Source organism: Stenotrophomonas sp. S49 (genome assembly GCF_016624905.1).
GTDB lineage: Bacteria > Pseudomonadota > Gammaproteobacteria > Xanthomonadales > Xanthomonadaceae > Stenotrophomonas.
Genome location: NZ_JACVUD010000004.1, coordinates 27,468 through 50,015, shown reverse-complemented (window position 1 = coordinate 50,015; position 22,548 = coordinate 27,468). Strand labels below are relative to the sequence as shown.

Sequence of the window (22,548 nt, the reverse complement as noted above, 5' to 3'; positions counted from 1 at the left end):
TATTCGATCAGGGCTTGCATGCCAGTGGGGTTAGGGCTGAAGTTCATGGGCAGCTTGCCGATATGCCTCTTACCAGGTAATTGAGGCGCAAAGCCCAGCGAAGCGATGGCGCGTGTCAGATCGGGGGTTGCTTTGAGCGTTCGAAAAGATCGGCTTCGCTACGTCTTAACCGTCGTAGGAGCCACGGCGGTGTGCCTTCTGGCGATGCTCGCCGTCGCCCAAGCCATCCTCTACGTGCGTGACAAGGAAGGGGCGGAGGCCGTGGCGGAAGCCGCGGTCGCGCGCTCGGAGTCCATATCCCTTGCAAGGCGCGTCGCGGCCGAACAAGCCTCTCGCATTGGACAACCGCCTTGCTCGACTATCGACATTGACTCACTGAAAGAGATCGCGTTCCGCTCCAGCTACATGAGCGACATCGGCCGCATCCGAGACGGACGCCTTGTCTGCAGCGCTCTCTGGGGGCGCTCGCGCCCCTACACCCTCCCCGCCCCACGCTTCTCCAGCGGCGCTGTCCGGCTTTGGCACGCATCGGATCTCGTTGGCTCCCCCTACACCGGGTCCAATCTGATCGCCCAAGGCGACACGTTCACCGTGTCCTCCCCGTCTGCCTTCGAGAGCTTGGACCCTGCGCGCAGCAGTTCCATTAGCATCGAAACGAAGGACCGATCGTTTACATTCCGCACGTTGTCCCCGACCAGCCGCGTCGGCACCCCGTCTCTCGTCCAAGCTCAACATTGCAGCCGGGTGGCCGACGTTTGCGCGTTCGTTACCAGCCCTAGGCACGTGGTGTCCGAACTGCCCTCGGCTTTGCTCACCACCATCCTGGCAGCGGGTGCCTCGGTAGGGCTTTTGCTCGCGTTCTTGCTGATCAAACACCAAATCACGGCTCGGCAAACCATCCAGCAACGGTTGGTGCTTGCACTGAAGCGCAGCGAGATCGAACTGGCCTACCAGCCACTGCGTCGAATTGGCACGCGGGAGCTCGTGGGATTTGAAGCTCTCAGTCGCTGGCGTCCGCCGGGAGACGATGAAATCCCGCCGGCCGTCTTCGTGCCCATCGCCCACCGGCTCGGCCTGAGTCCGGATCTTTTTCGATACGTGTTGGCTCGTGCCATGAATGACCTCGCCCCCGCGCTGCGGGAGCATAGGAACCTCTACGTGAGCATCAATGCCGAGCCCGTGGACATGGCCCAAGAGTGCATCGTTCGCTACATCAGCAGCATTGCCAACGATTTTGGGGTGTTGCCCGAGCAAATCCGCATCGAGATCACCGAGCGGGAAGAACTCGTGTCGGCAACTGCCAAGAGCAACATGCAGGCCCTTTCGGTTCTGGGATACCGATTCTTGATCGACGACTTCGGAACAGGCAGCGCGAATTTCTCTCACCTCGCCCAGTCGCCGTTTCGAGGAATCAAGATCGATCGCATGTTCGTGGCCGCTGTCAACGAGGACTCACCCCTGCGGCCAGTGTTGCCAGGGATGTATCGCATCGCGCGTGAGCTTGGGCTGGATGTCATTGCAGAAGGCGTCGAAACAGAAGAGCAAGACCTACTTCTCTACCGGATCGCGCCCGAGGCCATCGGGCAGGGATGGCATTACGGCCGCCCTCTCTCAACCAAAGACGCTCTGGCCGCCATCCAGGTTGGGTAGGCCTCTCGCGCGGTTTAACACAAGCGCGTTCACTGGCGCTTGACCTTCGCCGTAGAAAGATGTCCATGCGTCCGATGGGCGCGACAATCGTGAAACTCTCCGCCATGGCGCTGACCCCAGTTGGCGCCGCCGAACCAACGGGGTGACTCCCCCTCGCCCTAGGTGACGCCCCGGCAGTTCAGGGCATCGTCGTGATCGGCACCCCTAGCAACTGGCCTCTCTAGGCCAACGTGTGACGCACACCCTCAGCAGTGGTCGCAACTGACTAACCGCCGGTCTGGCTTTTTGCTGGCGAACGTATTTGCTCAGCGCTTTCCAAGAACGCCGCTCGGCCCCTTTCGCTGTGCCGAGGACTGTCAGGCACAGCGCGCCTTTTGGTCCTGTTCCTTCTCCGTCAATAGTCGGGCCTGCTCATGTATCGAGAGAGCCGCCTGCGGGGACGAGGCGGCAGCTGAATTCTTCAGAATTCAAATTTCATCCTAGATTCCTTTCGGGATGGCGCGGTGCATCATCGGGTTCCGTCCGGTTCAGCCTTTTGTTCATCTTCATGCCCAACATTGGACGTTTTTTCATCGATCAGGTTGAAGGAGTGCTGCGGGCCGACGGCTTACTCTTGCAGGTCACGCGGGTCAGCTGCGCTTGCTTGGAGTGCGGCCGACAACTGCGGTTGGTGCCAGGGCACGGCCTTCTGGACTTGAACGGCGCCGCTGTGCTCACGTGCCCGCTCTGTGACAATCGCCAAGCGGTGGCCCGAGCGAGGCTGGAGGAGCTCTGCCACCCAGCTCCACCGCCCGCGGGGGGCGAGCGTTGATCGAAGCGCTGCCCGCTATGAGCGGGCCTTAAGAGGTCGAGTGCCGGGGCAGTAAGACTGAACGCTCAGCGGTTTCCTACGCTCGAGCACAGGGCCACACTGCTGCAGGGCCGCGATTCGGTGGCCGGTCAAAGGAAACCGGGTATGCACGAGGGTGAGACGGATGCGTTGGTGAAATTGGAGCGCCGGTTGAGCGAGTGCGAGAAGCGCCTTTCCAATGCAGAGGGCAAGTCCAGCGCGCTGGAGTATGCGGTCCGGGCTCTGGTGGCCAGTTCCGCCAATCCCACCGCCGTGCGCCTGGCATGGGCCCACCTGATGCCCATGATCGTCGACAACCATGTGCCTCCGCAGCCAGGCTCCAACGCAGACTATTTGCTTGGCTTGCGTCATGGATTGAGGTTTGTGGCCGAGCAAATCGACGCTTTGCCCTGATCGCTAGAGACTTCCCAGATCCAAAACGGTTGCTTGGCCTTTTGAGAGAATTGCCGCCAACAGCCGTCCGCCCGCCAATGGCCGCTCGCTGTCACCGTTGAGGTAAGCGGCTTGCAAACGTCCTGCGGCCATCAACTCGGCCCGTCCCATGCCCGCTGGGTGATTCCGCAGGGGCTCGCCTGGTGACGCCAAGCCTCCGACCAGCGGTTGCACCACAGCGGGATGGCGATCTTCGGACTTGGCATAAGCAGTGGCAACCATGCGCTGGGCTTGCGCCGACCAGCCGCCCAGGACCAGCTCTGTGTGCATAGCGCTGGGGGGTATGCCGGCGGCGGCAGCCGCGCTCACGTAGTTCGGCCAGAGGCGATCAATCACGCCGCCGAGCTCGCCGGACAGCCGCTCCAGGGTGAAGTCCGCTCGAAAACTGGCCTGGAGACAGAGCTCGTAGATTCTTAGAAAGAACTGCGCCGAACCACGCGTGGCCAAGACTGCGTTGTGCTGGGGGATCAGAAGCAACTTCGCGCCCTCTGAGTGCGCCCCGGTTTGCGCGTCTTGCGCCAAGGTATCGACGGTCACAGCCAAGTGGTCAGCACTCAGCAAAACGTTCAAAATGCTCATCTGCCGTCCTTGGGACCCATACAGTCGATTGAACCCTCCAGCGCCCGATCAGTCAGAGGGGTGGTCGAGAATCTCAGACGCGATTCGCTCCCCCGCTTCCAAGACTTGGAGGCAAGAAGGTGCCTTGATTCCCAAACCCGAGCGCCCGCCCACGCCGTGCACCTCAACCGCAAGGAGGACCCAGCGGCTTTCACTGAGCCGCCAGATCTCGGAGGTGTAAACGCGCTCTCCCAACGACAAGGTGACCCGTCTCAAATCTTTGGCCGGCTTGGAAGTGCCCATGGCCCTCGAACCCTGACTGCTCAAAAGCAGTGTGCACGCGAACGCCCCCGGCCTCAACTGATCCCTTCTATCCCGCCCCTGCTCGTCCTGCGACTCAGGAAGTCACACTCAAACGATGCCCCCGATGGCTCAGACCCAGTGCTCATTCGATGCCGGCGGTGTGAGCGTGACCTGCACCACCTGGGGTGGCCGTCATCGCGTTGAAAGGGCGAGACCCGGTGAGGGGGCCGCGCCCAGAGCCTTCAAGGGATCTCCGGTCGAATCGACCGTTGAAGTGAGCCCGATCTGCAGCAGCGCCAAGGCCGCCAAGCACGCCTGCCGACTGGCGAACGTCTCCCTCGGAGCCATCAAGACATGCCCGCGTGGCGCCACCAGCCGCCAGCGCCAACCTTCCGCCCCTGTGATCCGGGCCCAAAATCCGGCCCGATGGTATACCTCAACGTACATAGCTGCCTTGCGTGATCAATCGGGGATGCTAGCTTCATCGAACCTAAACCGGCTTTTTCCCCATCCGGGCGTTTAACTCGTTTTTTGGAAAAAAACGCTCATGCGTGCGTCGCTACAGCCTGCTCCGCCCCCTGGACGCCCCGGCCCACAGGCTGGTCCAACAGGTTCGAGTGTCCAGGATGTCCGGGAAGATACCGCAGCAATTGACTCACCCTGTGGACGCTGCCACCCCGTCCCCCCTCCGCCCCCAGCACGTAGAGAACCCGCCCCTCAAACTGAGCGGATGCCAGCTCAAGTCCTTCCACGTCTGTCAATTTCTTCGTCAGAAGAGCTCGCCACGACGCGGGCGGTTCGGATTCAAATTCGACGATCACCGCGGTGTCACCGCACTCCAACGGCATGATTTCGACGCGGAGAGCGTGGGGCGACGCTGCCGGCAGCTCGGGGGCGGATCGGGCCATAGCGGAAGTGTCCAGGCTGGAAGGGGTCGGGATGGAGTATCCAGCGCTCGCGCCAAGACCGCGTCAAGGCTCGACGGCACCCTCGCCTTCCAGTGATTGCTGTCATCACGGGGATGCACCAGCGCTTTACTCCCCGTCCTGCATGATCCCCCGAATTTTTGATCAAGCGGGTTTGCCGTGACTGCCTCTCGTACCCCTCGCATCCTTCTTGTAGAGGACGACGTCGCCATCCGCGAATTGACGCAGGACGCTCTCAAAGACAGCGGCTATGACATCACCGCGGTGGGCGACGCCGAATCGGCTGTGGAGCGCCTGGCGCAGCAGCCCGCCTTCGATCTGCTCATCTCGGACGTGGGCCTGCCGGGGATGAACGGGCGCGATCTCGCCGAGCACGCCATGGCACGCCACCCTTCTTTGAGGGTCCTGCTGGTCACCGGTTACGCGGGCGCGTCGGGCGCAGACCCGCACTTCCTACAAAACGACGTCATGCTGCTCAAGAAGCCGTTCACGCTGCGGGAGTTGCTGGGAACGGTTCGTTCGACGCTTTGACGGCTTCCAGCAACAACTCGGTCACTCTTCTTTTCAACTCCCCCGCCGCGAAGGGCTTGGTAAGTATCTCCATGCCAGACTCGAGCTGGCCCGCCCCCACCGCAACGCTCGCTGCATAGCCGGTGATGAACAATACCGGCAGGGTCGGGCGCCGCTGCCGGCCTGCGTCCGCCACCTGCCGCCCATTGAGCGAGCCCGTCAGGCCCACGTCCGTGATCAGCAGATCAAAGTGCCTTTCGCTGGCAAGCACGGTGAGGGCGTCGCTGCCGTTTGCAGCTTCCGTCACGCGGTGGCCCAAACTGCTCAGCACCTCTTTCACCAGTGTGCGTATGGCGGTCTCGTCTTCTACCAGAAGGACCGAGCGACCAGGCGACGTGGCTGGGGGAAGTGCGGACATTTCCTGGATTCGGTCATCGGTATCAGCCGTGCTTTGCGGTAAATAAAGGTGCATCGTGGTCCCCACCCCAGGGATGGAGTCAACCGCCACCTGACCGCCGGATTGGCGCGTGAACCCGTAGATCATCGACAAGCCCAAGCCCGTGCCCTGCCCGATCGGCTTAGTGGTGAAGAAGGGCTCGAACACCTTTTCAACAACGCTCGCGTCCATGCCAGTTCCCGTGTCTCGGACCGACAAGCGAACATACGGGCCAGGCGTGAGCGCCAAACGCTCCGCCTGCCCGCCATCGACCTGTGAGAGCTCGGTCTCAATCGAGATGCGCCCTCCTTCCGGCATGGCATCTCGCGCGTTGATGCACAGGTTGAGAAGGGCGTTTTCCAGCTGCGGAGCATCCACCCGCACGACGTCCTCCACTGCATCCAACCGTGTCTCAATTTCAATGGAGGGCCCGATGGAGCGGGACAGGATGTCGAGCATCCCGTTCACCATGGCCGACACGTGGATGGCCGACGGTGCCAGTGTCTGTCGGCGAGAGAACGCCAGAAGCCGCTGTGTCAGCGCTGCAGCCCGGTCTGCTCCGGTTCGAGCCATCTCCACGTAGCGACCCAAGTCCTCCAGACGGCCCTGGCCGACGCGCATCTCCAACAGCTCCAGGCCCATGGAGACCGCGGTGAGCATGTTGTTGAAATCGTGGGCAATGCCACCGGTCAGTTGACCGAGGGACTCCATCTTCTGGCCCTGTCTCAGCCGCTCCTCCATTGCCATCAGTTCTTCAGTGCGGGCCTGCACCCGCTCTTCAAGCGTTGCGGTCAACTGCTGCAAACGCTCTTGAGCCACGCGGCGATCGGTGATGTCGGAGGCTGCACCGAACCACTCGCTGACGTTCCCTTCGCTGTCCGTCAATGGGACTGCCCGCATTTGGACCCAGCGGACCGAGCCATCCGCAAGCAAGGCGCGGTGTTCTACCTCCAACGGCGAAGCCAACTCTCGGGCATGAGCGATGGCCAATTCCACCTCTGGCCTGTCCTCGGGATGGATCAGCTGTTCACGCCAGTTGCCCCCAGTGGCCACGAGCTCGGCCATGTCCCCTTGGCGATAAATCTGCTCCACGTGCTGCCAATCGGGGGAAACTGAGTAGAGCGACTGGGTGGCCGCAGCCACCAGTGCCCCCAGACGCCGCTCGCTTTGCGCCAAGGCTTCGGTAGCGTCGCGCTCCGACGTGCGATCCCGAAAAACGACCACGTAGCCTACGGCTTGGTTTTCTTCGCCGCGCAACACGGTCATGGCGCCGTGCGCCCAAATTTTCTTCCCGTCGCGAGACCGCAACCAACGCTCACCGCTCAGTCCACCGCTGAGCAGGGCTTCTTTCATGTTGTGCTCGAACCGGCGGGATGACCGATCCTCGTCCAGGTAAAAGAGGTCAGCGTGTTTTCCCAGCACTTCCCCCTCGCTCCACCCCAGCGTCTCTGCCGCGCCGCTGTTCCAGAGCGTGATGTTCCCCTCTAGGTCCGTGGCCACGATGGCGTAGTCGCGTGCGCTGTCCAAGATCTGACGGTGCCTAGCCTCGGTGAGCGACAGGTGTCGCTCAAGGGCCACTTGGGGAGTGATGTCCAAGCCTTGGACGAAAATGCCGCAAACGTTGCCATCGTCGCCCCTCACCGGCTGGAAGACGACATCGACGATGTGGAGAGGACTCCCTTCGGATTCAGCGATTCCACTGTCGTAGGCTACTTTGCTCCCGATGTATGGCTCTCCGGTGCGGTAGACCTCATCCAGCAGCCGCAAATACCCCTGATCCAAGACCTCGGGGAGGGCCTCCACGATGGGCCGGCCCGTGACCTCACGTCGCCCGATGAGGTCGCTGTAGCCGGGGTTGACCAGTTCCACACAGTGGTCAGGACCTCGCAAGAAGGCGATGAACAACGGGGACTTTTCGAAGAGCGCGACCAAGCGCTCGTTCTCGCGGGCCAGCCGCTGCTGGGCCGTGATAAGGCCGGTCACTTCCTTGGTCACGCAAAAGGCGCCGGCGACGCCGTCCTCCTCGCCATAGAGGGGAGAGAACGAGAAAGTCCACCAAGTGTCTTCGTGCTGGCCATAGCGGTTCATCGCGATGGGCAGGTTTTCAAACCGAGACCCTTCGCCGCTAAATGCCTTCTCGATCGGCTCTTTGACTGCCGGCCACGCGTCGGCCCACAGCTCGCGCAGGGGTGCTCCCATGGCTCGATCCAGGCGCGGGCCCAAGATCGGTGTGTAAGCGTCGTTGAACAAAAAGATGAGCTCCGAGCCCCACACGAGATACATGCTTTCTGGCGAATTCAACATCAGCTCCACCGCGCTCCTGAGCGCGGATGGCCACTGTTCCGAAGCTCCCAGAGGCGTATTCGCCCAGTCGTGGTTCCTGATCCGCTCGGCAGCGGCCCCTTTGGCGCGAGGAAAGACGGATCGGTTGGGAAGCACTTCAATTCCTGGAAACGGCGCGAAGGGAGTGAGCCGCCGCTCCGTTCGGGCCTCATGCCCTCAGTCAAACGCGACTCGCGCACTCAATTTAGGCTACGGCGTGAAGGGGAGCGTCAAAACGCCCAAAGCAGCCAGCGGTCGCTGCAACAAACTCCGGCGCTTTCGCACGAGCGGATGGCCAGATGAGACCCAGCTTGCGGCAAGGCCCGCTGACTGAGCCTGAACGCGAAAGCGCGCTGGAGAACCCTGAACGGGTGACCGCGACGCGCTACCCACGCCCGCCGTATAGTGATGCCCGTCACACCAGGACCCCTTCCATGCTCAAAGCGTTTGCGTATTCCAGTTTCGCCGCACCTGGCCTCGTTGATGAAAAGCTGCGCTCCATCGTGTCCCAATCGGCGACGTTCAACCGGATTGCGGGCGTTACCGGAGCCATGCTCGTTGATGGAACCCGGTTTTTCCAATACATCGAGGGGCCCTCCGATGGATTGGAAGCCGTGGTCCGGCGCATTGAGCAAAGCCGCTCGCACACCCTGATGAGGCCCCTTCTCGACGCTCCCATCGTCCAGCGCGCGGTGCCTTACTGGGCAATGACCCGATTGGACACCGGCCAAACGGTCGTGTCTGGATTGATCAACGCGGGGTGGGATGAGTTCGGTCAACGACCGGTGGCCCAAAGCCCGGGAATGGAACTGCTTTCCTCGGTATTGCGGCCCCACTTCCCGGCGGCCACGGCGTCCGATTAAGCGCGAACCTGTTCACAAGATGGCGACGGGGGAGCCAACATCATCGTCCCCCTTGTGCCGGCCGCCCCATCGCTTAGAGCAGGTCAGGTGACTTCCTTACGGTGATATGGCGCTTCGCCAAGTACGATTTTGAGAGGTTGTCCGTGCCCAACACCGGCATTTTCACGCTGAAAACAGTTGATGCTGAACAGTCCGAGGAGGGCCGTATCCTCCGATTGACGCGCGTGGAAGCTGAATGCTCCAGCTGCGGACGTGCGTCGGACCTTTCGCCCGGCGCGGGTTTGACCGACCTCAACGGTGCAGGCGTGCTCGCCTGCCCGCACTGTTCGACGCACCAGGCGATCAGCCGCGCGCGCTTTGAAGAGTTTTTGCGCCGCTTTCCGTCCGGGCTACACCAAACCTCCCCGAAAGCGGTAGGCACAGCGAGCAACTCGGTCCATTCGGGTCCCTTCGGAATCACCACTGGTCCCGCGCCCTGAGGGCCATTGGCAGTCCAGGCACAGTGGGGCTTTCTTGGCAGAAACAAGCACATCGGAATTGCGTGGGGCCGCTGCCCACGATCAAGCTTCAGTTCGGAACACTCCAGCCGATAACAAACGGTGATCTACGCGCCGGCGCGGGGGGCGCCCAGTGATTCCATCCAGTCGACAACTCAACCTGCAGCGTTTGATCCTTGCATTGGCGACGCTGTCTGCGTTGGTGATGCTCGGCAACGCCGTGTGGGCCAGTTATCAGGTGCAGCGTAAGCAGCTGATAGACAGCACGCTGGAAGCGAATCGCGTCTACGCCAACAAGCTGGCGCAAACCACTCAGCATTTCGTGCTCAGTGCACAGCAGCAGCTGGCCTCCAGCGCCGCACACATCGGCCGTCACCTGGACCAACCCTCCACACCCGACGAAGAAGCCGAACGGCTTAAGCAGCAGACGGATTCTTTCAACTCCGTGGCGGTGGTGGACGCTGCAGGCGTGGTCAAGGCCGCCTCCCCAGCAATGCCCGAGGTTCAGGGCAAGGCCCTCACCAGCGCGGCAAACAAGCAAGCCCTAGAGAGTCGCTCCCCGCTGGTCAGCGACCCGTTCATCGCGCCCACCGGCAACCTGGTGGTCACCATCTCCCACCCCGTGTTCGACGCGAAAGGCGTTTATGCGGGCTATGTCACTGCGTCCATTCACCTGAAAGAAAAGAACGTCCTGCACACCCTGCTGGGAACACACTTCTACCGGGACGGTTCCTACCTCTACGTGGTGGGTCGGGATGGAAAGCTCCTGTATCACCCCGAACCAAACCGCGTCGGCGAGTCGGCTATCCGCAACGAGGTGGTACGCGCGGTGAGCCAGGGGCGCTCGGGCGCTCTCCACACGGTCAACAGCCATGGCGTCCATATGCTGGCCGGATTTGCACCGGTGCCGGCCGTGGGTTGGGGCGTGGTCGCTCAGCGCCCCTTAAAGGCGACGGTGGCCCCCTTGGGTGGTCTGATGTCGACCGTGCTGCGCAATGCCGCCCCCTTGGGGATTCTCTCGCTGGTTTTGATCTGGTTCTTCTCACGGAGCATCTCCGCGCCCCTGTGGCAGCTGGCCAGGAACGCGCAGGCAAAAGACGTAGGCGAGGCGATTTCCAAGGTCCGCTTAGTGAACTCGTGGTATTTCGAGGCGGCGCAACTGAAACGGGCCGTGCTGGTGAGCTTCAGAAGTTTCAGTGAGCGCATCGGAAAGCTGGACGTCGCCGCGCTCACCGACCCCCTGACCCAGCTCTACAACCGCCGTGGCCTTGAGCGAGCGCTGAGCGAGTTCAGCCGCTCCGGCGCGCACTTTGGGGTCATTGCGTTCGACGTCGACCATTTCAAGGCGGTGAATGATCGTTACGGTCACAGCGTGGGCGACGACGTGATCGCCGGTCTAGCGCACTGCATGCGCGCCAACGCGCGGCCGCAAGACGTCCTGTGCCGCTTCGGTGGGGAAGAGTTCTTGATGCTTTTGCCCGGGGTCGATGCCCGGGGGGCAGTGCTTGTGGCAGAGCGGCTGCGCAAAGCGATCGAGGAGCATGCCTTCCCTGCGGTGGGCCAGGTCACGATTTCCGCCGGTGTCAGCCACTTCCCCGATACCGAGGGCGATGCGGATTTGGCCATCCGGCAGGCGGACAAAGCCCTCTACCGCGCCAAGGATGCTGGACGGAACCAGGTGGTGCTCTACCAAAAGCGAAGCCGGTCGGACCACCCTTCCGCTTCTTGACGACCCGAACGCTCTCTCCGGCTGGCAAACTGGGCACTGTGACAATGCCAGGAGCAAGGCGTGGGTCTGCACGTGCCAAGAGGTGTTTGGGTGGGAACGACCGTTCTAGCGTATAGCGCTGGGATGGTGAACGCTGCCGGCTACCTGGGGTTTGAGCACCAAGCACTCAGCCACCTCACTGGCACGACCTCGCTTGGTGCGATTGCCGTCGGGAATGGTCGGTGGGGCCTTGCTCTGCAGCTCGGTGCGGTGGTCGCCAGCTTCGTGGCCGGTGGTTACGTCGCTGGTCTAACGTTGCGCAGACGCGATCTGTCATGGCACTACGTGGGCCTTCTTGCTGGCCAGTCCCTTCTGCTGATGGCCTCAGCGTGGGCGCTCGTCCAGGGCGACACCTGGGGTGCTTGCATGGCAGCGGCGGCTTGTGGCCTTCAAAACGCCATGACCACTTACTACAGCGGCTCCGCAATTCGCAGCACCCACCTGACAGGCTTTTTCACCGACATGGGGCTGCTGCTGGGCCAATCGACCCGCGGGGCGCCGTTGCCTTGGCGGCGGCTTGCCTTGGGGACGTTGGTGCTCTTCGCCTTTGTGGGCGGAGGAATCAGCGCAGCCTGGGCATTCCCGAGGTTTGGGTTCCAGCTGTTGAACGCTCCAGCTTTCTGCGCGGCCGCCATGGCCGCCGCGCTCTCATGCCACCTTGCCAGCAAGCCGACGACCCACCCATCGGACGGCACTCCCTAGTCAAGGCATCGACGCCTCACGGCGTGCTCAGTGCGCTGCCGCTTCCCGCCTGCCAAGGCTGCCCATGGTGAAGATGTATCCTGCATCCAGCAAATACTCACGCATTCGCTGTTCGGCCAATTTCGGCGATGCAAGTGATTCGGGACCATACAGCGCGTAAACGCAATGCCCTTCGTTCATCGACTCTCGGCGGACCGCGCACCGTGGGTGTTCGCAGGCCCATGACCAAGCCTGCAGCAGCCGATCGGGGCCAATCGACTGCCCGTTGCGAAGACGAAAACTAAGCCAGCGGACCATGCCAGCGGTTGAGGGATTCACGGCCAACTCCTGCACGTTTTAATCCAGTGTCCTTAGCTTACACCCCAAGCTCTTCGGCCATAGGTGAGGAAATCACAAGGCGATGGGTAATAATCTTTTGCCCAAACAAAAGGCCCGGCAAAAAACCGGGCCCAGGAAACGGCGATCGGGGGCGATTGTTATTCTTCTTCGTCCTGGCTGCCCTGCTGACCACCGCGCTCACGCTGCTGGCTGGGATCTTGCTGCTGCTGGCGCTGGTCGTCGTTATCGCGCTGACCGGGCGTGCGCTGACCCTGCTGGTTCTGCTGGCCCTGTTGGTCCTTCTGGTTCTGCTGATCCTGGCCCGGCTGATTCTGGTTGGTGCCCATGCTACTTCTCCGCGGATGGCATCGGAGCGATGCCGTGAGCAAACCATAGGCTCGGGGTAGTTACCGCCCCGTTGCCGCCGACCAGGAGAGCCTGCACACCAGCGGCACCTTGCTAAATGGTTTAGCTTTCCCGGCCAACAGTTCCAACAGCTTTGGTTGGGGGACGGGGGTGTAGTCTCTACCCGCGCCCGGACATCCTGCGCCCTACACCTTGAAGGACCCCTCATTGTCTTCCGCCAGTGCCACCGCCCTCCCCTACCGCCGCTTGGTTGTGGTCGACAGCTACAGCATTGTCGCAGAAGGGATTGCATCCTTGGTTGGCGAGCATTTTGAGCAAGTCAGCGTTGCTACGACCGCTCAGTCATTGAGGGCCTCCCTCAGCCTGGGAGCGGAAGCGCTTGTCTTGGCTGATCTTTACGTTGCCGGCACCAGCTGCGTGTCCCTGATGCGAGAGATGCTGAAAAAGGGCACGAACGCGGCATTCGTTTTTTTGCCTGCTGAAGCCACTGCCGCCGTAGCAGCCCAGGCGATGGAGGCAGGAGCCAAGGCATTTCTGCATCGCCGGTGCCCCGTGCAAGAGCTTGAGCGGGCCATTGCAGCGGTCCAAACGGGATGCACCTACGTGGCTGCATCGCTGATCGCGACACGGGAAGACTTGGCTCGCCAACGACCGTCCCTGACCACCAAGCAACAACTGGTCTTGAAGCTCGTCGCTGGCGGTCGCTCCGCACCAGACATCGCTGAGGCGCTTCACCTGTCCCTGCGCACGGTCGAATCCCACAAGCGGGCCATCATGCGCCAGCTCGGAGTTCATTCTGTCGCCGCGATGTTGGACGTGGCGAAGAACGAAGGGCTGCTGGGTTCCTCCTGAGATTGGCCCACGGCCACGGTCTGCAGGAAGACTTTCACGGTGCTCGCTGGAGACACCCCAGCCCCTTCGTTACTCTCGACCAAGGCCGCCAGGTGCCGGAGCGTGCACGGGTCCATCAGAACCTTCATGGCCGCGGTTGCCACTGTCCCGTCTGCGATGGAGTAAGTGGCCTCGGCCAGGGCAACGCAGAGATCGCGCTCCAGCTTGTCTTGGAGGTTGGGCGGCAGGAGCAGTCCCCGCCCGAGTTCGCTTGTAAGCAGAGCACGGCGAAGTGCGTGGCGAGCATTGCTGGTCTTCGGGGAACTGAGATCGCCAACGCGCCCCAAAAGAACCAGCCGCTCCATGACCTCGGCCATCGGGTGCACCCGCGCAGCTGATGTTCCACTGAAGCGATCATCGTCTGGGGCGATGGGCCGGTGGTCAAACAAGCCTCTCATGCTTCGGGCCATCATCTCCATGCGGAACAGCAACTCCCAGTCGGAGAAACCATCAGCCCCAGCGTTTGGCTGGACGTTATTCATCGGATTACAAACCTCCATGTTGAGGTGCATCGGCCAGCAGCACATGTTCTGAAGATCGTTTAAGGGCAGGCTCCGCAATCATTTTTGAGGCACTGAACGCCGCTCCCGCCGCGTGCGTTGCCACCGATAAGGCTGCGGCCAACGCTCAGTCCATTCACAGTTTTTCCACTAGGGGTCTTTGATGATCACTGTGCGGCGACGCCCCCGGCTCGCTGCTGTGTGTGGAAAACGCCATTGATCGGTTTTACCGGCGAAAGGCCAGCATTGCTGCCCTGGAAAGGCTGCCATTTGGCGACGCCGATGCCGGTTTTACACGCCGTCAGCTAGCACTTCTCCAAATTGTTCTAACCTATTGCTCCGCGGGCCTGTTCTTCTGTCATGGGCTGCCCCGGTGTGTCATGGGCAGCCCAGGTGACGCCCCTTTCTTCTGAACCGGGCTGAGGATGCCGAGAGCAGGACTACGCGTATCGATCACGGATTGAGACATCACGCGGCCACAAATACGTCCGATATTTTCAGGGAGGCAGGTAAAAGGTCGCCTATTCATGCTGGCATGTGCATCAGAATGCGCAAACGCCGCCGCGATACGACCCGGTAAACCGGGCGTGGTTCAAGGTTGACCTCCACCCTGCACCTCGGTCACCGTCCATTGGGCGGCCTCCAGCACGTTCAGAGCCAGTTCGTCACCTCCTGCCGCGTCCCATAGGTGGAGCAACCCTCGGTTTACTTCACCCGCCACCCGTTCCAGATCAGCGATCCCATGAAGCGTTCGGTGCTGGGCTTGCACGGCCATGTGGGCATCGAATCTGGCGTCAGCGTCCTCGTCCACGCTCAACGCCTCGTCCACGCCGAGTCCCGGCTTGGGCACCAGCAGGTCTGAGCGAGCCTCCAGCAGCTGGCGCACCGACGTCCAAGGCTCTTGGTCGAAGTCTATGAAGACCCCTACCCCTGCTCCGATGAGCTCCAGCTGACGGGCCAACGGCTTCCGGACGACTGGAGCTCGTCCATGGTGCCAAGCTTCGGGAAGCGCTTTCGGCCCCACGGTGGCGCAGAAGGCTTCGACGGCCATGGCAGTCAGCACCAAGGACCCGGTCATCAGGTGAAGTCGGAAGCCCGCCTCTTCCCTGGCCATCCGGCGTAGCGACCGGGCAGCATGGTTCAATTCTGGCCAAGGCCTGTAATCAGCCGACCCGCTCACACGCACGTTGCGTTTGGTATTCATGGTCCCCCCCTCTCAAACGAGTATGGGCTTCGGGGAGCGGCTGTCACCGGGCACCGCCGTTGCTCCGCCTCCAGAAATGAGACGTCGGTCGGGCGAAAGCATCGCGCGGAGAGAGGATCGCGCCAACCACAGCTTGACCAAGTGCCGCCAACCTCTGCCTCACCGAGCCATTTTGGGTGTGCCTGGCCTGCTTTGACGACCCAGTCCCCTGTCCTGCACACCGAGCATGGCCAGCTGGTGCCACTCTGACAGAAGAGCCTTTGGATGTTCGCCCGGCGCCCTGCCCGGGCGCCGCAGGGGCCCGCATATGCCATCGAGAGGAATCGGTCAGGCCGGTGAGACTGTTTGAGGCGGCGCTTGCTGTTGGAGACGCGGTGACGTGGCGCTTGCCCACGGCCGTGCAAGCCGCGGCCGTTTGGGCGGGATCATGGGGCGCGGTCCGAGCAGTTGCTGCACTGGTTGGTCGGTGCGCGCGACCACAGCAAAAAGGGTGCTGAACCAACTATCCCTGACGCCAAAGCGCTATCGGATCAGTCGACGGAAGATCCTGGGCAACGGCGGCCTTGAGCCGCACCAAGGCACCGTCGGATGCATCCCATCGGGTTACACCGGAAGCACCAGACCAATCGCCACCGGCGACGGCTTTGAGCTCACTGTGTCGCACAGTCACGCAATGCATGGACCAGAATGGGAAATGGCGCTTGTCCGCACGCCCGCGAAACAACTCCACTATCTCTCGGTGGCTGGACGATTGGTACACCCGATCATAGGCAACCCGAACCCCGTCCTCGGGGCCTTCCAGGTATTGGAGGAAACTCTCCCCGTCGTAGAGCAGGACTCCAGTCACCCCGGCTTGCAAATTGAAAGCTGCGGCATCGCTGACGAGTTTCGCCAAGCGATCAGTTGCCAAGTCTTTAATTGCACTGCTGGAATAGGCAATGGCGCGAATGGGCATGATCCCCTTCCTCACGGTCACCCCAGGACACCAAAGTCTAATGGCGGGTAGCCGACTCAGTCGTGACGCAGATCCACCTTTACGAAACGGATAAACGCTTCAGAATGTCGCCGGCCCATATCAAGAAAACGGTGAGGCTTTTGATCAGCCCCGCGGTGAGACATGACCATTTGCTGCAGGAGGCAATACCCTCGTAGTTTCCCACTTGGCTGCGCGTCGGATCTCGGCGTATGGTTGATACACCAGTTCATCTACTGATCGGTTGCATCGCATGTCCCCCACCCGCTCCGAAGAACGCATGTCTACATTGGGCAGCCTTAACGCGTTGAACGACGTGACCGGGGCTTCTTTGGATCGCCTGACCGAGTTGGCGACGCACACCTTCCGCGCCCCCGTGGCCTTTGTGTCCCTTGTAGAGGTCGATCGCCAACGGCTGATTGCCCGAAAGGGCCTGCCGATGAGCGAGATGAACATCCGCGATTCGATCTGCGCGCACACGATTGGCTCAGCGGAAGTCATGGTCGTGCCTGACCTGCGACTTGACCCGCGATTCGCATCCAATCCTCTTGTCACCGGCGACCCGCATTTGAAGTTCTACGCAGGGGCTCCGCTCATCGCGCAGAACGGGACCGCCATCGGCGCGCTGTGCGTGATGGACAAACAGGCCCGGGAGTTTTCGGAAGTCGAGCGGCGTCAGCTGGAGACACTCGGCATGGCGGTGATGAATGAGCTGGAGCTGCGTGCACTGACGGGGCGGCGAGAGCCGGTCAGCGGCCTCCCCAACCGGCACCAGTTTTCAATCGACTTCAACGCTTGGTCAGCAAGGTCGCCGGGCCGAACATGCTTTGCAGTGCTCGTGGACGTCCTTGATCTTCCGCGTGCAAACGAGGCGGGCCAAGTGCTGGGCATGGCTCCCCTGGAAGCCCTCATCAAGCGCGCTGGCGTCCGGGTGAAAGTCGCCTTGGATGGGTTGGCGGAGGTCTACCACGTTGGCGTGACCCGCTTTGCTTTCGTGGTGGAACTCCCAAGCCGCGAGGCCATCGAGCGCCTGGTCGAGGAACTTCGCGTGCGCCTGACTCGACCCATGATGGCCGCAGAGGTTCCGATGTCGCCGCTTTTCCACGCGGGAATTTGCGAGGCGGACCTCGGCCGAGACAACGCAGATGACGTCATCCGCAAGATGCTGATCGGCCTCCACTCTGCCATCGCGGCCCACGAGAGCTTCAACTGGTACTCCGCCCAGCGCGATGCAGGCCTGCGACGGGGCTACCGTCTGGCGGCCGACGCCAGGCACGGGCTGCTCCAGGACGAGTTCCATTTGGTTTACCAGCCGCGCTTCCGATCCAGCAACCTTCAACCGGTGTCTGCGGAAGTGCTCATTCGCTGGAATCATCCGCAGCTTGGCCCGGTCAGTCCCGCCGAATTCATCCCGGTCTTTGAGCGCACGGCGCTGATGGAGGGGGTCACCGAGTGGGTCATTGACCATGCGTTGGCACAGTTGGCGCAATGGAAGCGTGCCGGCCTTGCGTTGAGTCTTTCCATCAACCTCTCCGCTCGGGATGTCGCGCGGCAAGGAATGGCCGATGAACTCGTCGCCAAAATCCACGCGCACGGGTTGGATTGCCAGGACGTGGAGGTCGAGATCACCGAGGGAGAATGGCTGCGGGTCAACTCGCTGCCGGGCGAGCAACTCAAACGGATGGCCTCCTCAGGCATTCGACTCGCAGTGGATGACTTCGGCAGCGGCTACAGCAATTTCGGATACCTGACCGAGTTGCCCATTCACACGCTCAAGCTCGACAAGTCGCTGATAGACGACATTTCTGAAGACCAACGCGCGTTGCTCAAGGTGCAAGCGATTGTTGGTTTGGCCCATGATCTGGGCTACTCGACCGTCGCAGAAGGGGCGGAAACGAGCGACCAGGTCGCTAAGCTCCAAGCCCTCGGGTGTGACGAAATTCAAGGTTTCGCGCTGTCCAAGCCCATCAGCGCCATTGAGTTGGCCGAGCTCCTTGCGCCCTGACCCGAGGCAGTTTGATACTCGGACTTCCAGCGGACGAACCGTCCCGGATGGAGGCACGCGGAAGGAGCCTGCAGCGTGCGTAGTGCTTTGAGGAAGTCTCCGAGATCGCTGAGGCCGCTGACTGCCTCTGGCCTATTTCAGGACCCTACCCGTGGCTAATACCGGCTTTTTTCTTCTTCGCTTTGTCAACGGAGAACTCACCTCCGACGGCGCTCTGGCGCGTCTGCATGCTGTTGAGGCCACTTGTAGCAGCTGTGGTCTGACCTCGCTGCTAGCACCGGGCGAGGGCCTGACGGACTTGGAAGGCGCCGGTGTGATGGTGTGCCCGCAATGCCAAAACCATCAAGCGGTGAGCCGGATGAGGTTCGAAGAGTTTATGAAGCGAATGGCCGGCACGGACGCTACAGCCACCGCTAACCCATCGTCTTCGGACGAGGGGCAGGTCTTGTCAGAGTGAGGCCCCTAGCCTGCCAATCTGAACGCTTCGGATTTCCAAGGGCATGAATCGCAACGGCGGCCGCATATTGCGGGCATGATGCGACCGCCCTCTCGTCTTTTGCTGCCCACGGAAATCTTGACCGTCCCCTTGCCTTTCGATTCATTTCTACAGGCCTCGCCAGATCCGTTGCTGGAGCTGGTGATCGTGCGTGTCGGCTGCGAATTGTTCGGTGTGGATGTCGAGTCGGCCGTCGAAATACGCGGGCCAGAGTCGCTGACCCGAACGCGGGACCGCGAGTTTAAAGTCTCCATCAGAGGGCAAGACGTTCCTGTGGTTGATTTGGGCTTGATCACCAGGGGCAATGCAGCCGGGGCGGATTGTCGAGCGATGCTCTTGGTTCAATCAGGGGTTCAGCTGGTCGCCCTTGCAGTGGACGAAGTCTTGGTCATCGAGAGCCTGTCTGCTTGGCGTGCCGAGCCTGCCGCTCACGGCGACCGGTTCGCTGAGCTTTGCCCGCAGGGCGTCCAGCTGGGAAACGGCAAACGCGTCGCCGTCATTGATCCGGGCCGTGCCCTATCCATTCAGCAACGGCTGGAGATCGATTCAGGTTGACTGCCGAATGCCGCACAGTGCTGCCGCTTTCAGTTGCAACCGTTGCGCGCGCGTCCCAAGTTCCACGCTTTGCGGTAATCTCTAGCTGACAACGCGATTCCGTGCATGAGGCGCTCGATGGAGAAATTCGACGGAGCAACGTGGTTCCCATTGGACGGGTTTGAAGTCGGCATTGACGCCGAAACGGCAGTGATTGCACTCGGGCTTTACCAAGTTCGCAATGCGGCGGGTGACTCAACTATGTGCGGCTCGACGATGACTCCGACGCAAGCGGAGCGAATTGGCAATGCCCTTTTGATCGCCGCCAACCGCGCTCGTCTGACGATCCCAGGCTCAAGCAGCAGCCACTGATCCTCTTCTGTGTTGATGTGCCTGCTCGCGGAGGGCTTGGTGAACGACGAGGTCAGGGACGCATTTTTGCGTCTTCAAGAAGCAATGAATCGCATGCATATCCGTGTTGCGGCGCTGGAAGCGGCCACAGTGCTCCTGCTTCGCACGAACGCCGGCAACGCCAACGTCGCAGACGAGTTTGAGCGCAGCATTCGGCACTACCTCCAGGGGATGGACCAGCACCGGGACCATGTCTTCGCGTTCGAGGAGATCGTCGAGCCATGGCTGGGCATCCTGAGGGAACCATTGGCTGGCATTCCCCCGTCTCCGAGCCGCTGAACTGCCAAAGCGGAGCGGCCATCGGGCGGCCGTAACCTCGGCCAATGCCATTCCCGCCTTGCCGCCTCACGGCGCAAGGCGCCGAGCTTTCGGCGCGCTTGCGGGTCTGAGGCCGCCATCCAGGCGGCCTCACCCACGGTGACTTCAGCGGCAACTTCGGTCAACCATGCCCTGCGAGCGACCATGCGTTCGCACTGGCCTTGGAAGGGCGGTTAGAACTCCTGCCAGTGCGCTGCGTCCGCAGAAATCTGTCGTGCGGGACGAGCTGGCAATGCCTTCGGCGGGGTTGGCTTGCCTGAATAGGTGGCTTGAGAATGGCGGGAGCCGTCCACAGCACCCGGCCTGGCCGCGCCTGCACTGGCCGCTGATGACGTCTTTCCCTGCGCGCCGTCATTCACCTTGAAGACCGCGACGGCTGCAGCCAGCTGTACCGACTGGTCTTCCATGGAACGGGCAGCGGCGGTCGCTTCCTCCACCAACGCGGCGTTCTGCTGGGTCGTCTCGTCCATCTGAGAAACAGCCTGGTTCACTTGCTCGATGCCCGACGCCTGCTCCTGAGAGGCGGCAGATATCTCACCAATGATGTTGGACACGCGCTCAACCGAGCTGACAATCTCAGTCATCGTCTGGCCAGCCTGGTCAGCCAGCGCCGATCCTTGGGCGACCTTGGACACAGAATCCTCGATAAGCCCCTTGATCTCCTTGGCTGCAGAGGCAGAGCGCTGCGCCAACGTGCGCACCTCAGAGGCCACCACGGCGAACCCTCGACCTTGGTCCCCGGCTCGAGCCGCCTCAACGGCCGCATTGAGTGCGAGGATGTTGGTCTGGAAAGCAATGCCATCGATCACGGAGATGATGTCCCCGATGCGTCGCGACGAGGCTTCGATGTCCCCCATCGTCTCCACCACTTTCCCGACCACTCCACCGCCCTGCCCGGCCACGCGCGAGGCCCCACTGGCCAACTCGCTGGCCTGGCGTGCATGCTCGGCGTTTTGGCGCACCGTGGAGGTGAGCTCCTCCATGGACGCCGCCGTCTCTTCCAAGTTAGCCGCTTGTTGTTCGGTGCGTCGCGACAGGTCGCCGTTGCCAGCGGCAATTTCCGTCGACGCGGTGTTGATTGCCGTGGATGCCTGCTGGATGCGGGAGACGATATCTGTCAGCTGAGCCACGGTCGCGTTGGCGTCTTGGCTCATCGTCGCAAAGACGCCGCGGAAGTCGCCTTCCATGCGGTGGGTCAAGTCGCCAGAAGCAATGGCCTGAAGCAGGGTGGAGACGGCGCTGAGACTGTGGTCGGCTGTTTCCATCAAACGGTTGAGGTCTGAAACCATCACTGCAAAATCGTGCTGGAACGCAGACGTGTCACCGCGGGCCGAGAAGTCACCGTCGGCAGCCGACACTGCCAACCGCTTGATCTCCGTGTTGATCGCCAGGAGGCTTGCCTTGGCAGCGTCCATTGATTCGTGGAGCACCGCGCGGGAGCCTGGCAGGCGTCGCGCATCCCGCCGCAGGTCCCCGGCCGCATACTCGTTGAGCACTTGGATGGCATCCAGGATGGCCTCGAGGTGCTCGAACACCATCGTGTTCATGCCCTTGGCCAGCTCGCCGTAAACACCGGGCAGGTCCTCCGGAATCCGGTGCGAGATGTCTTCGGCCTCGTGAAGCTTGACCATGACCTTGGTGTCGTTCGAAAAACGCTCCAAGGTGGCAACCATTTGACGGAGGGAGAGCAGCATCTGGCCTGCCTCGTCGCGGCTCTGGTAGTCGGTCCGCACGTTGAGGTCGCCATTGGCCACGCTGCGGATAGCGGCCAACGCCTCACCAATGGGGCGGGTGACCGAACGGCTGATCGCCCAACCCAACACGCTTGCGACCAAGCAGAGCACCACCACAACCAAACCCGTGATCGACATCAGGTTGTTGAGGCTTGCCGCGTTGGTGGCGAGTTCAGCCTTCATGCCGCGAAGGTTGTATTCGCTGACTTTTTCCATGGCGTCGAACAGCGCCACTCGCTTTGCCCTGGATTCTGTCACCGAGATCGTCTGCGCGGCCTCGGCGTCGCCAGCGAGGAGCGCAGCGTGAAGCCGATCGTGGATGACAAAGTAATCGCTCAACGCAGCGCTGACCGGCTTGAACAACGCGGCATCTTCGCCATCGGCGAAGGACCGCTCGTATTGCTTCACCAGCTCGTTGATCTTGGCCTTGCCCGCCACGATCCGCTGTTCGTATTGCTTGACGGCCTCAGGGGAAGTGGCCTCGCTGACCTGGGAGGTTTCGTAGATGCGGAGATCGCCGAACTGCGCACGCATCTCTCCGATGGCATAGCTGCCAGGCGCCCAGACGGACTCAATCCTGGACAACTCCTGCTTCGAATGTGACGCGCGGACAATAGTGAAGATGCCCAACGCCAAGGTCATGCTGGTCGTTATGGCGAATGCCAGCATCAGTTTTTTGGAGATGTTTAAATTTCTAAACCAATTCATCAGGCTTGATCCTGCTCGTAATGGTGCGCCATGGAATACCGAATGCTCTTTTTGGTTTTCGGTAAAGTCGCATCCATCGCATACCAAAACCTGTTTCAACGACTTCCTTAGAGCCCGCAAGTTGGTGCGAGCGCCACCAGCAATCAGCTGCCGGCAAGCAGCCTTGCGCCCTCCGCTGGGACGACGTAAATCCTGGGGGTTTGAACAAACCGTCCAGACATCAGCCAGCGGGGCCGATTGCAAAGTAACGGCGCTGCTCGCCGCAACTGAAGCC

General features: G+C 61.7%; 20 protein-coding genes. 12 read left to right on the top strand and 8 right to left on the bottom strand.

Annotated features, from left to right (window positions below):
• Positions 1 to 204: 204 nt before the first annotated feature.
• Together IAE58_RS01775 and IAE58_RS01770 are read left to right on the top strand one after the other, a co-directional pair.
• Positions 205 to 1,650 (top strand): EAL domain-containing protein, encoded by a 1,446-nt coding sequence (locus tag IAE58_RS01775; RefSeq protein WP_199932163.1) that lies wholly within the window; start codon positions 205 to 207, stop codon positions 1,648 to 1,650.
• A 955-nt stretch (positions 1,651 to 2,605) separates the two neighbouring features.
• The gene (locus tag IAE58_RS01770) at positions 2,606 to 2,893 is read left to right on the top strand and encodes a hypothetical protein (protein ID WP_199932162.1); all 288 of its coding nucleotides are present in this window, start codon (positions 2,606 to 2,608) and stop codon (positions 2,891 to 2,893) included.
• Between the two features lie 3 nt (positions 2,894 to 2,896).
• On the opposite strand, the gene IAE58_RS01765 is transcribed toward IAE58_RS01770, so the two are convergent.
• Complete coding sequence (locus IAE58_RS01765; RefSeq protein ID WP_199932161.1) at positions 2,897 to 3,511, bottom strand: hypothetical protein; 615 nt, start codon at positions 3,509 to 3,511, stop codon at positions 2,897 to 2,899.
• 1,367 nt (positions 3,512 to 4,878) lie between these two features.
• On the opposite strand from IAE58_RS01765, the gene IAE58_RS01760 reads away from it, so the two are divergent.
• Positions 4,879 to 5,250 carry a response regulator gene (locus IAE58_RS01760; RefSeq protein WP_325166817.1) on the top strand — a complete coding sequence of 124 codons (372 nt, stop codon included), beginning with the start codon at positions 4,879 to 4,881 and terminating at the stop codon, positions 5,248 to 5,250.
• Here the strand turns inward: IAE58_RS01760 and IAE58_RS01755 are convergent.
• Positions 5,207 to 7,969 (bottom strand): PAS domain S-box protein, encoded by a 2,763-nt coding sequence (locus IAE58_RS01755; protein WP_199932209.1) that lies wholly within the window; start codon positions 7,967 to 7,969, stop codon positions 5,207 to 5,209. The two genes, IAE58_RS01760 and IAE58_RS01755, sit on opposite strands and share 44 nt — an antisense overlap.
• Positions 7,970 to 8,421: 452 nt before the next feature.
• Between IAE58_RS01755 and IAE58_RS01750 the strand changes: the two genes are divergently transcribed.
• The 4 genes from IAE58_RS01750 (at position 8,422) to IAE58_RS01735 (ending at position 11,817) form a co-directional block, all read left to right on the top strand.
• Positions 8,422 to 8,850 carry a BLUF domain-containing protein gene (locus IAE58_RS01750; protein ID WP_199932160.1) on the top strand — a complete coding sequence of 143 codons (429 nt, stop codon included), beginning with the start codon at positions 8,422 to 8,424 and terminating at the stop codon, positions 8,848 to 8,850.
• A gap of 101 nt (positions 8,851 to 8,951) precedes the next feature.
• Positions 8,952 to 9,329 carry a hypothetical protein gene (locus IAE58_RS01745; RefSeq protein WP_199932159.1) on the top strand — a complete coding sequence of 126 codons (378 nt, stop codon included), beginning with the start codon at positions 8,952 to 8,954 and terminating at the stop codon, positions 9,327 to 9,329.
• Positions 9,330 to 9,528: 199 nt separating this feature from the next.
• Positions 9,529 to 11,076, top strand: coding sequence for a sensor domain-containing diguanylate cyclase (locus IAE58_RS01740; protein WP_233614471.1), 1,548 nt, complete (start codon positions 9,529 to 9,531; stop codon positions 11,074 to 11,076).
• A gap of 60 nt (positions 11,077 to 11,136) precedes the next feature.
• Complete coding sequence (locus IAE58_RS01735; protein ID WP_325166816.1) at positions 11,137 to 11,817, top strand: YoaK family protein; 681 nt, start codon at positions 11,137 to 11,139, stop codon at positions 11,815 to 11,817.
• 27 nt (positions 11,818 to 11,844) lie between these two features.
• On the opposite strand, the gene IAE58_RS01730 is transcribed toward IAE58_RS01735, so the two are convergent.
• Both IAE58_RS01730 and IAE58_RS01725 read right to left on the bottom strand, forming a co-directional pair.
• Positions 11,845 to 12,114: a hypothetical protein gene (locus IAE58_RS01730; protein WP_199932208.1), complete on the bottom strand. Its 270-nt coding sequence runs from the start codon at positions 12,112 to 12,114 to the stop codon at positions 11,845 to 11,847.
• Positions 12,115 to 12,293: 179 nt separating this feature from the next.
• Positions 12,294 to 12,482: a hypothetical protein gene (locus IAE58_RS01725; RefSeq protein WP_199932156.1), complete on the bottom strand. Its 189-nt coding sequence runs from the start codon at positions 12,480 to 12,482 to the stop codon at positions 12,294 to 12,296.
• 226 nt (positions 12,483 to 12,708) lie between these two features.
• Between IAE58_RS01725 and IAE58_RS01720 the strand changes: the two genes are divergently transcribed.
• Positions 12,709 to 13,353 carry a response regulator transcription factor gene (locus tag IAE58_RS01720; RefSeq protein WP_199932155.1) on the top strand — a complete coding sequence of 215 codons (645 nt, stop codon included), beginning with the start codon at positions 12,709 to 12,711 and terminating at the stop codon, positions 13,351 to 13,353.
• Here IAE58_RS01720 and IAE58_RS01715 read toward each other — a convergent pair.
• From IAE58_RS01715 to IAE58_RS01705, 3 genes are all read right to left on the bottom strand, one after another.
• A complete protein-coding gene (locus IAE58_RS01715; RefSeq protein WP_199932154.1) occupies positions 13,293 to 13,874 on the bottom strand; it encodes a hypothetical protein in 582 nt (193 codons plus the stop codon). The two genes, IAE58_RS01720 and IAE58_RS01715, sit on opposite strands and share 61 nt — an antisense overlap.
• 610 nt (positions 13,875 to 14,484) lie before the next feature.
• Entirely contained in the window at positions 14,485 to 15,096 is a 612-nt protein-coding gene (locus IAE58_RS01710; RefSeq protein ID WP_199932153.1) for a hypothetical protein, read from the bottom strand.
• 502 nt (positions 15,097 to 15,598) lie between these two features.
• Positions 15,599 to 16,051 carry a BLUF domain-containing protein gene (locus IAE58_RS01705; RefSeq protein WP_199932152.1) on the bottom strand — a complete coding sequence of 151 codons (453 nt, stop codon included), beginning with the start codon at positions 16,049 to 16,051 and terminating at the stop codon, positions 15,599 to 15,601.
• 271 nt (positions 16,052 to 16,322) lie between these two features.
• On the opposite strand from IAE58_RS01705, the gene IAE58_RS01700 reads away from it, so the two are divergent.
• From IAE58_RS01700 to IAE58_RS01685, 4 genes are all read left to right on the top strand, one after another.
• Positions 16,323 to 18,074 carry a sensor domain-containing phosphodiesterase gene (locus IAE58_RS01700; RefSeq protein WP_233614470.1) on the top strand — a complete coding sequence of 584 codons (1,752 nt, stop codon included), beginning with the start codon at positions 16,323 to 16,325 and terminating at the stop codon, positions 18,072 to 18,074.
• A gap of 574 nt (positions 18,075 to 18,648) precedes the next feature.
• Positions 18,649 to 19,125: a chemotaxis protein CheW gene (locus IAE58_RS01695; RefSeq protein WP_199932151.1), complete on the top strand. Its 477-nt coding sequence runs from the start codon at positions 18,649 to 18,651 to the stop codon at positions 19,123 to 19,125.
• Between the two features lie 117 nt (positions 19,126 to 19,242).
• Positions 19,243 to 19,476: a hypothetical protein gene (locus IAE58_RS01690; protein ID WP_199932150.1), complete on the top strand. Its 234-nt coding sequence runs from the start codon at positions 19,243 to 19,245 to the stop codon at positions 19,474 to 19,476.
• A 39-nt stretch (positions 19,477 to 19,515) separates the two neighbouring features.
• Positions 19,516 to 19,794: a hypothetical protein gene (locus IAE58_RS01685; RefSeq protein ID WP_125892001.1), complete on the top strand. Its 279-nt coding sequence runs from the start codon at positions 19,516 to 19,518 to the stop codon at positions 19,792 to 19,794.
• A gap of 212 nt (positions 19,795 to 20,006) precedes the next feature.
• Here the strand turns inward: IAE58_RS01685 and IAE58_RS01680 are convergent, their stop codons facing one another.
• The gene (locus IAE58_RS01680) at positions 20,007 to 22,373 is read right to left on the bottom strand and encodes a methyl-accepting chemotaxis protein (protein ID WP_325166815.1); all 2,367 of its coding nucleotides are present in this window, start codon (positions 22,371 to 22,373) and stop codon (positions 20,007 to 20,009) included.
• Between the last annotated feature and the right edge of the window lie 175 nt (positions 22,374 to 22,548).

Coding starts and splice junctions, on each gene's coding strand:
- IAE58_RS01705 (WP_199932152.1), bottom strand. CDS start 16,051: ATGCCCATTCGCGCCATTGCCTATTCCAGCAGTGCAATTAAAGACTTG.
- IAE58_RS01690 (WP_199932150.1), top strand. CDS start 19,243: ATGGAGAAATTCGACGGAGCAACGTGGTTCCCATTGGACGGGTTTGAA.
- IAE58_RS01770 (WP_199932162.1), top strand. CDS start 2,606: ATGCACGAGGGTGAGACGGATGCGTTGGTGAAATTGGAGCGCCGGTTG.
- IAE58_RS01730 (WP_199932208.1), bottom strand. CDS start 12,114: ATGGTCCGCTGGCTTAGTTTTCGTCTTCGCAACGGGCAGTCGATTGGC.
- IAE58_RS01755 (WP_199932209.1), bottom strand. CDS start 7,969: ATGTTGAATTCGCCAGAAAGCATGTATCTCGTGTGGGGCTCGGAGCTC.
- IAE58_RS01775 (WP_199932163.1), top strand. CDS start 205: ATGCTCGCCGTCGCCCAAGCCATCCTCTACGTGCGTGACAAGGAAGGG.
- IAE58_RS01725 (WP_199932156.1), bottom strand. CDS start 12,482: ATGGGCACCAACCAGAATCAGCCGGGCCAGGATCAGCAGAACCAGAAG.
- IAE58_RS01700 (WP_233614470.1), top strand. CDS start 16,323: ATGTCCCCCACCCGCTCCGAAGAACGCATGTCTACATTGGGCAGCCTT.
- IAE58_RS01710 (WP_199932153.1), bottom strand. CDS start 15,096: ATGAATACCAAACGCAACGTGCGTGTGAGCGGGTCGGCTGATTACAGG.
- IAE58_RS01765 (WP_199932161.1), bottom strand. CDS start 3,511: ATGAGCATTTTGAACGTTTTGCTGAGTGCTGACCACTTGGCTGTGACC.
- IAE58_RS01750 (WP_199932160.1), top strand. CDS start 8,422: ATGCTCAAAGCGTTTGCGTATTCCAGTTTCGCCGCACCTGGCCTCGTT.
- IAE58_RS01715 (WP_199932154.1), bottom strand. CDS start 13,874: ATGAATAACGTCCAGCCAAACGCTGGGGCTGATGGTTTCTCCGACTGG.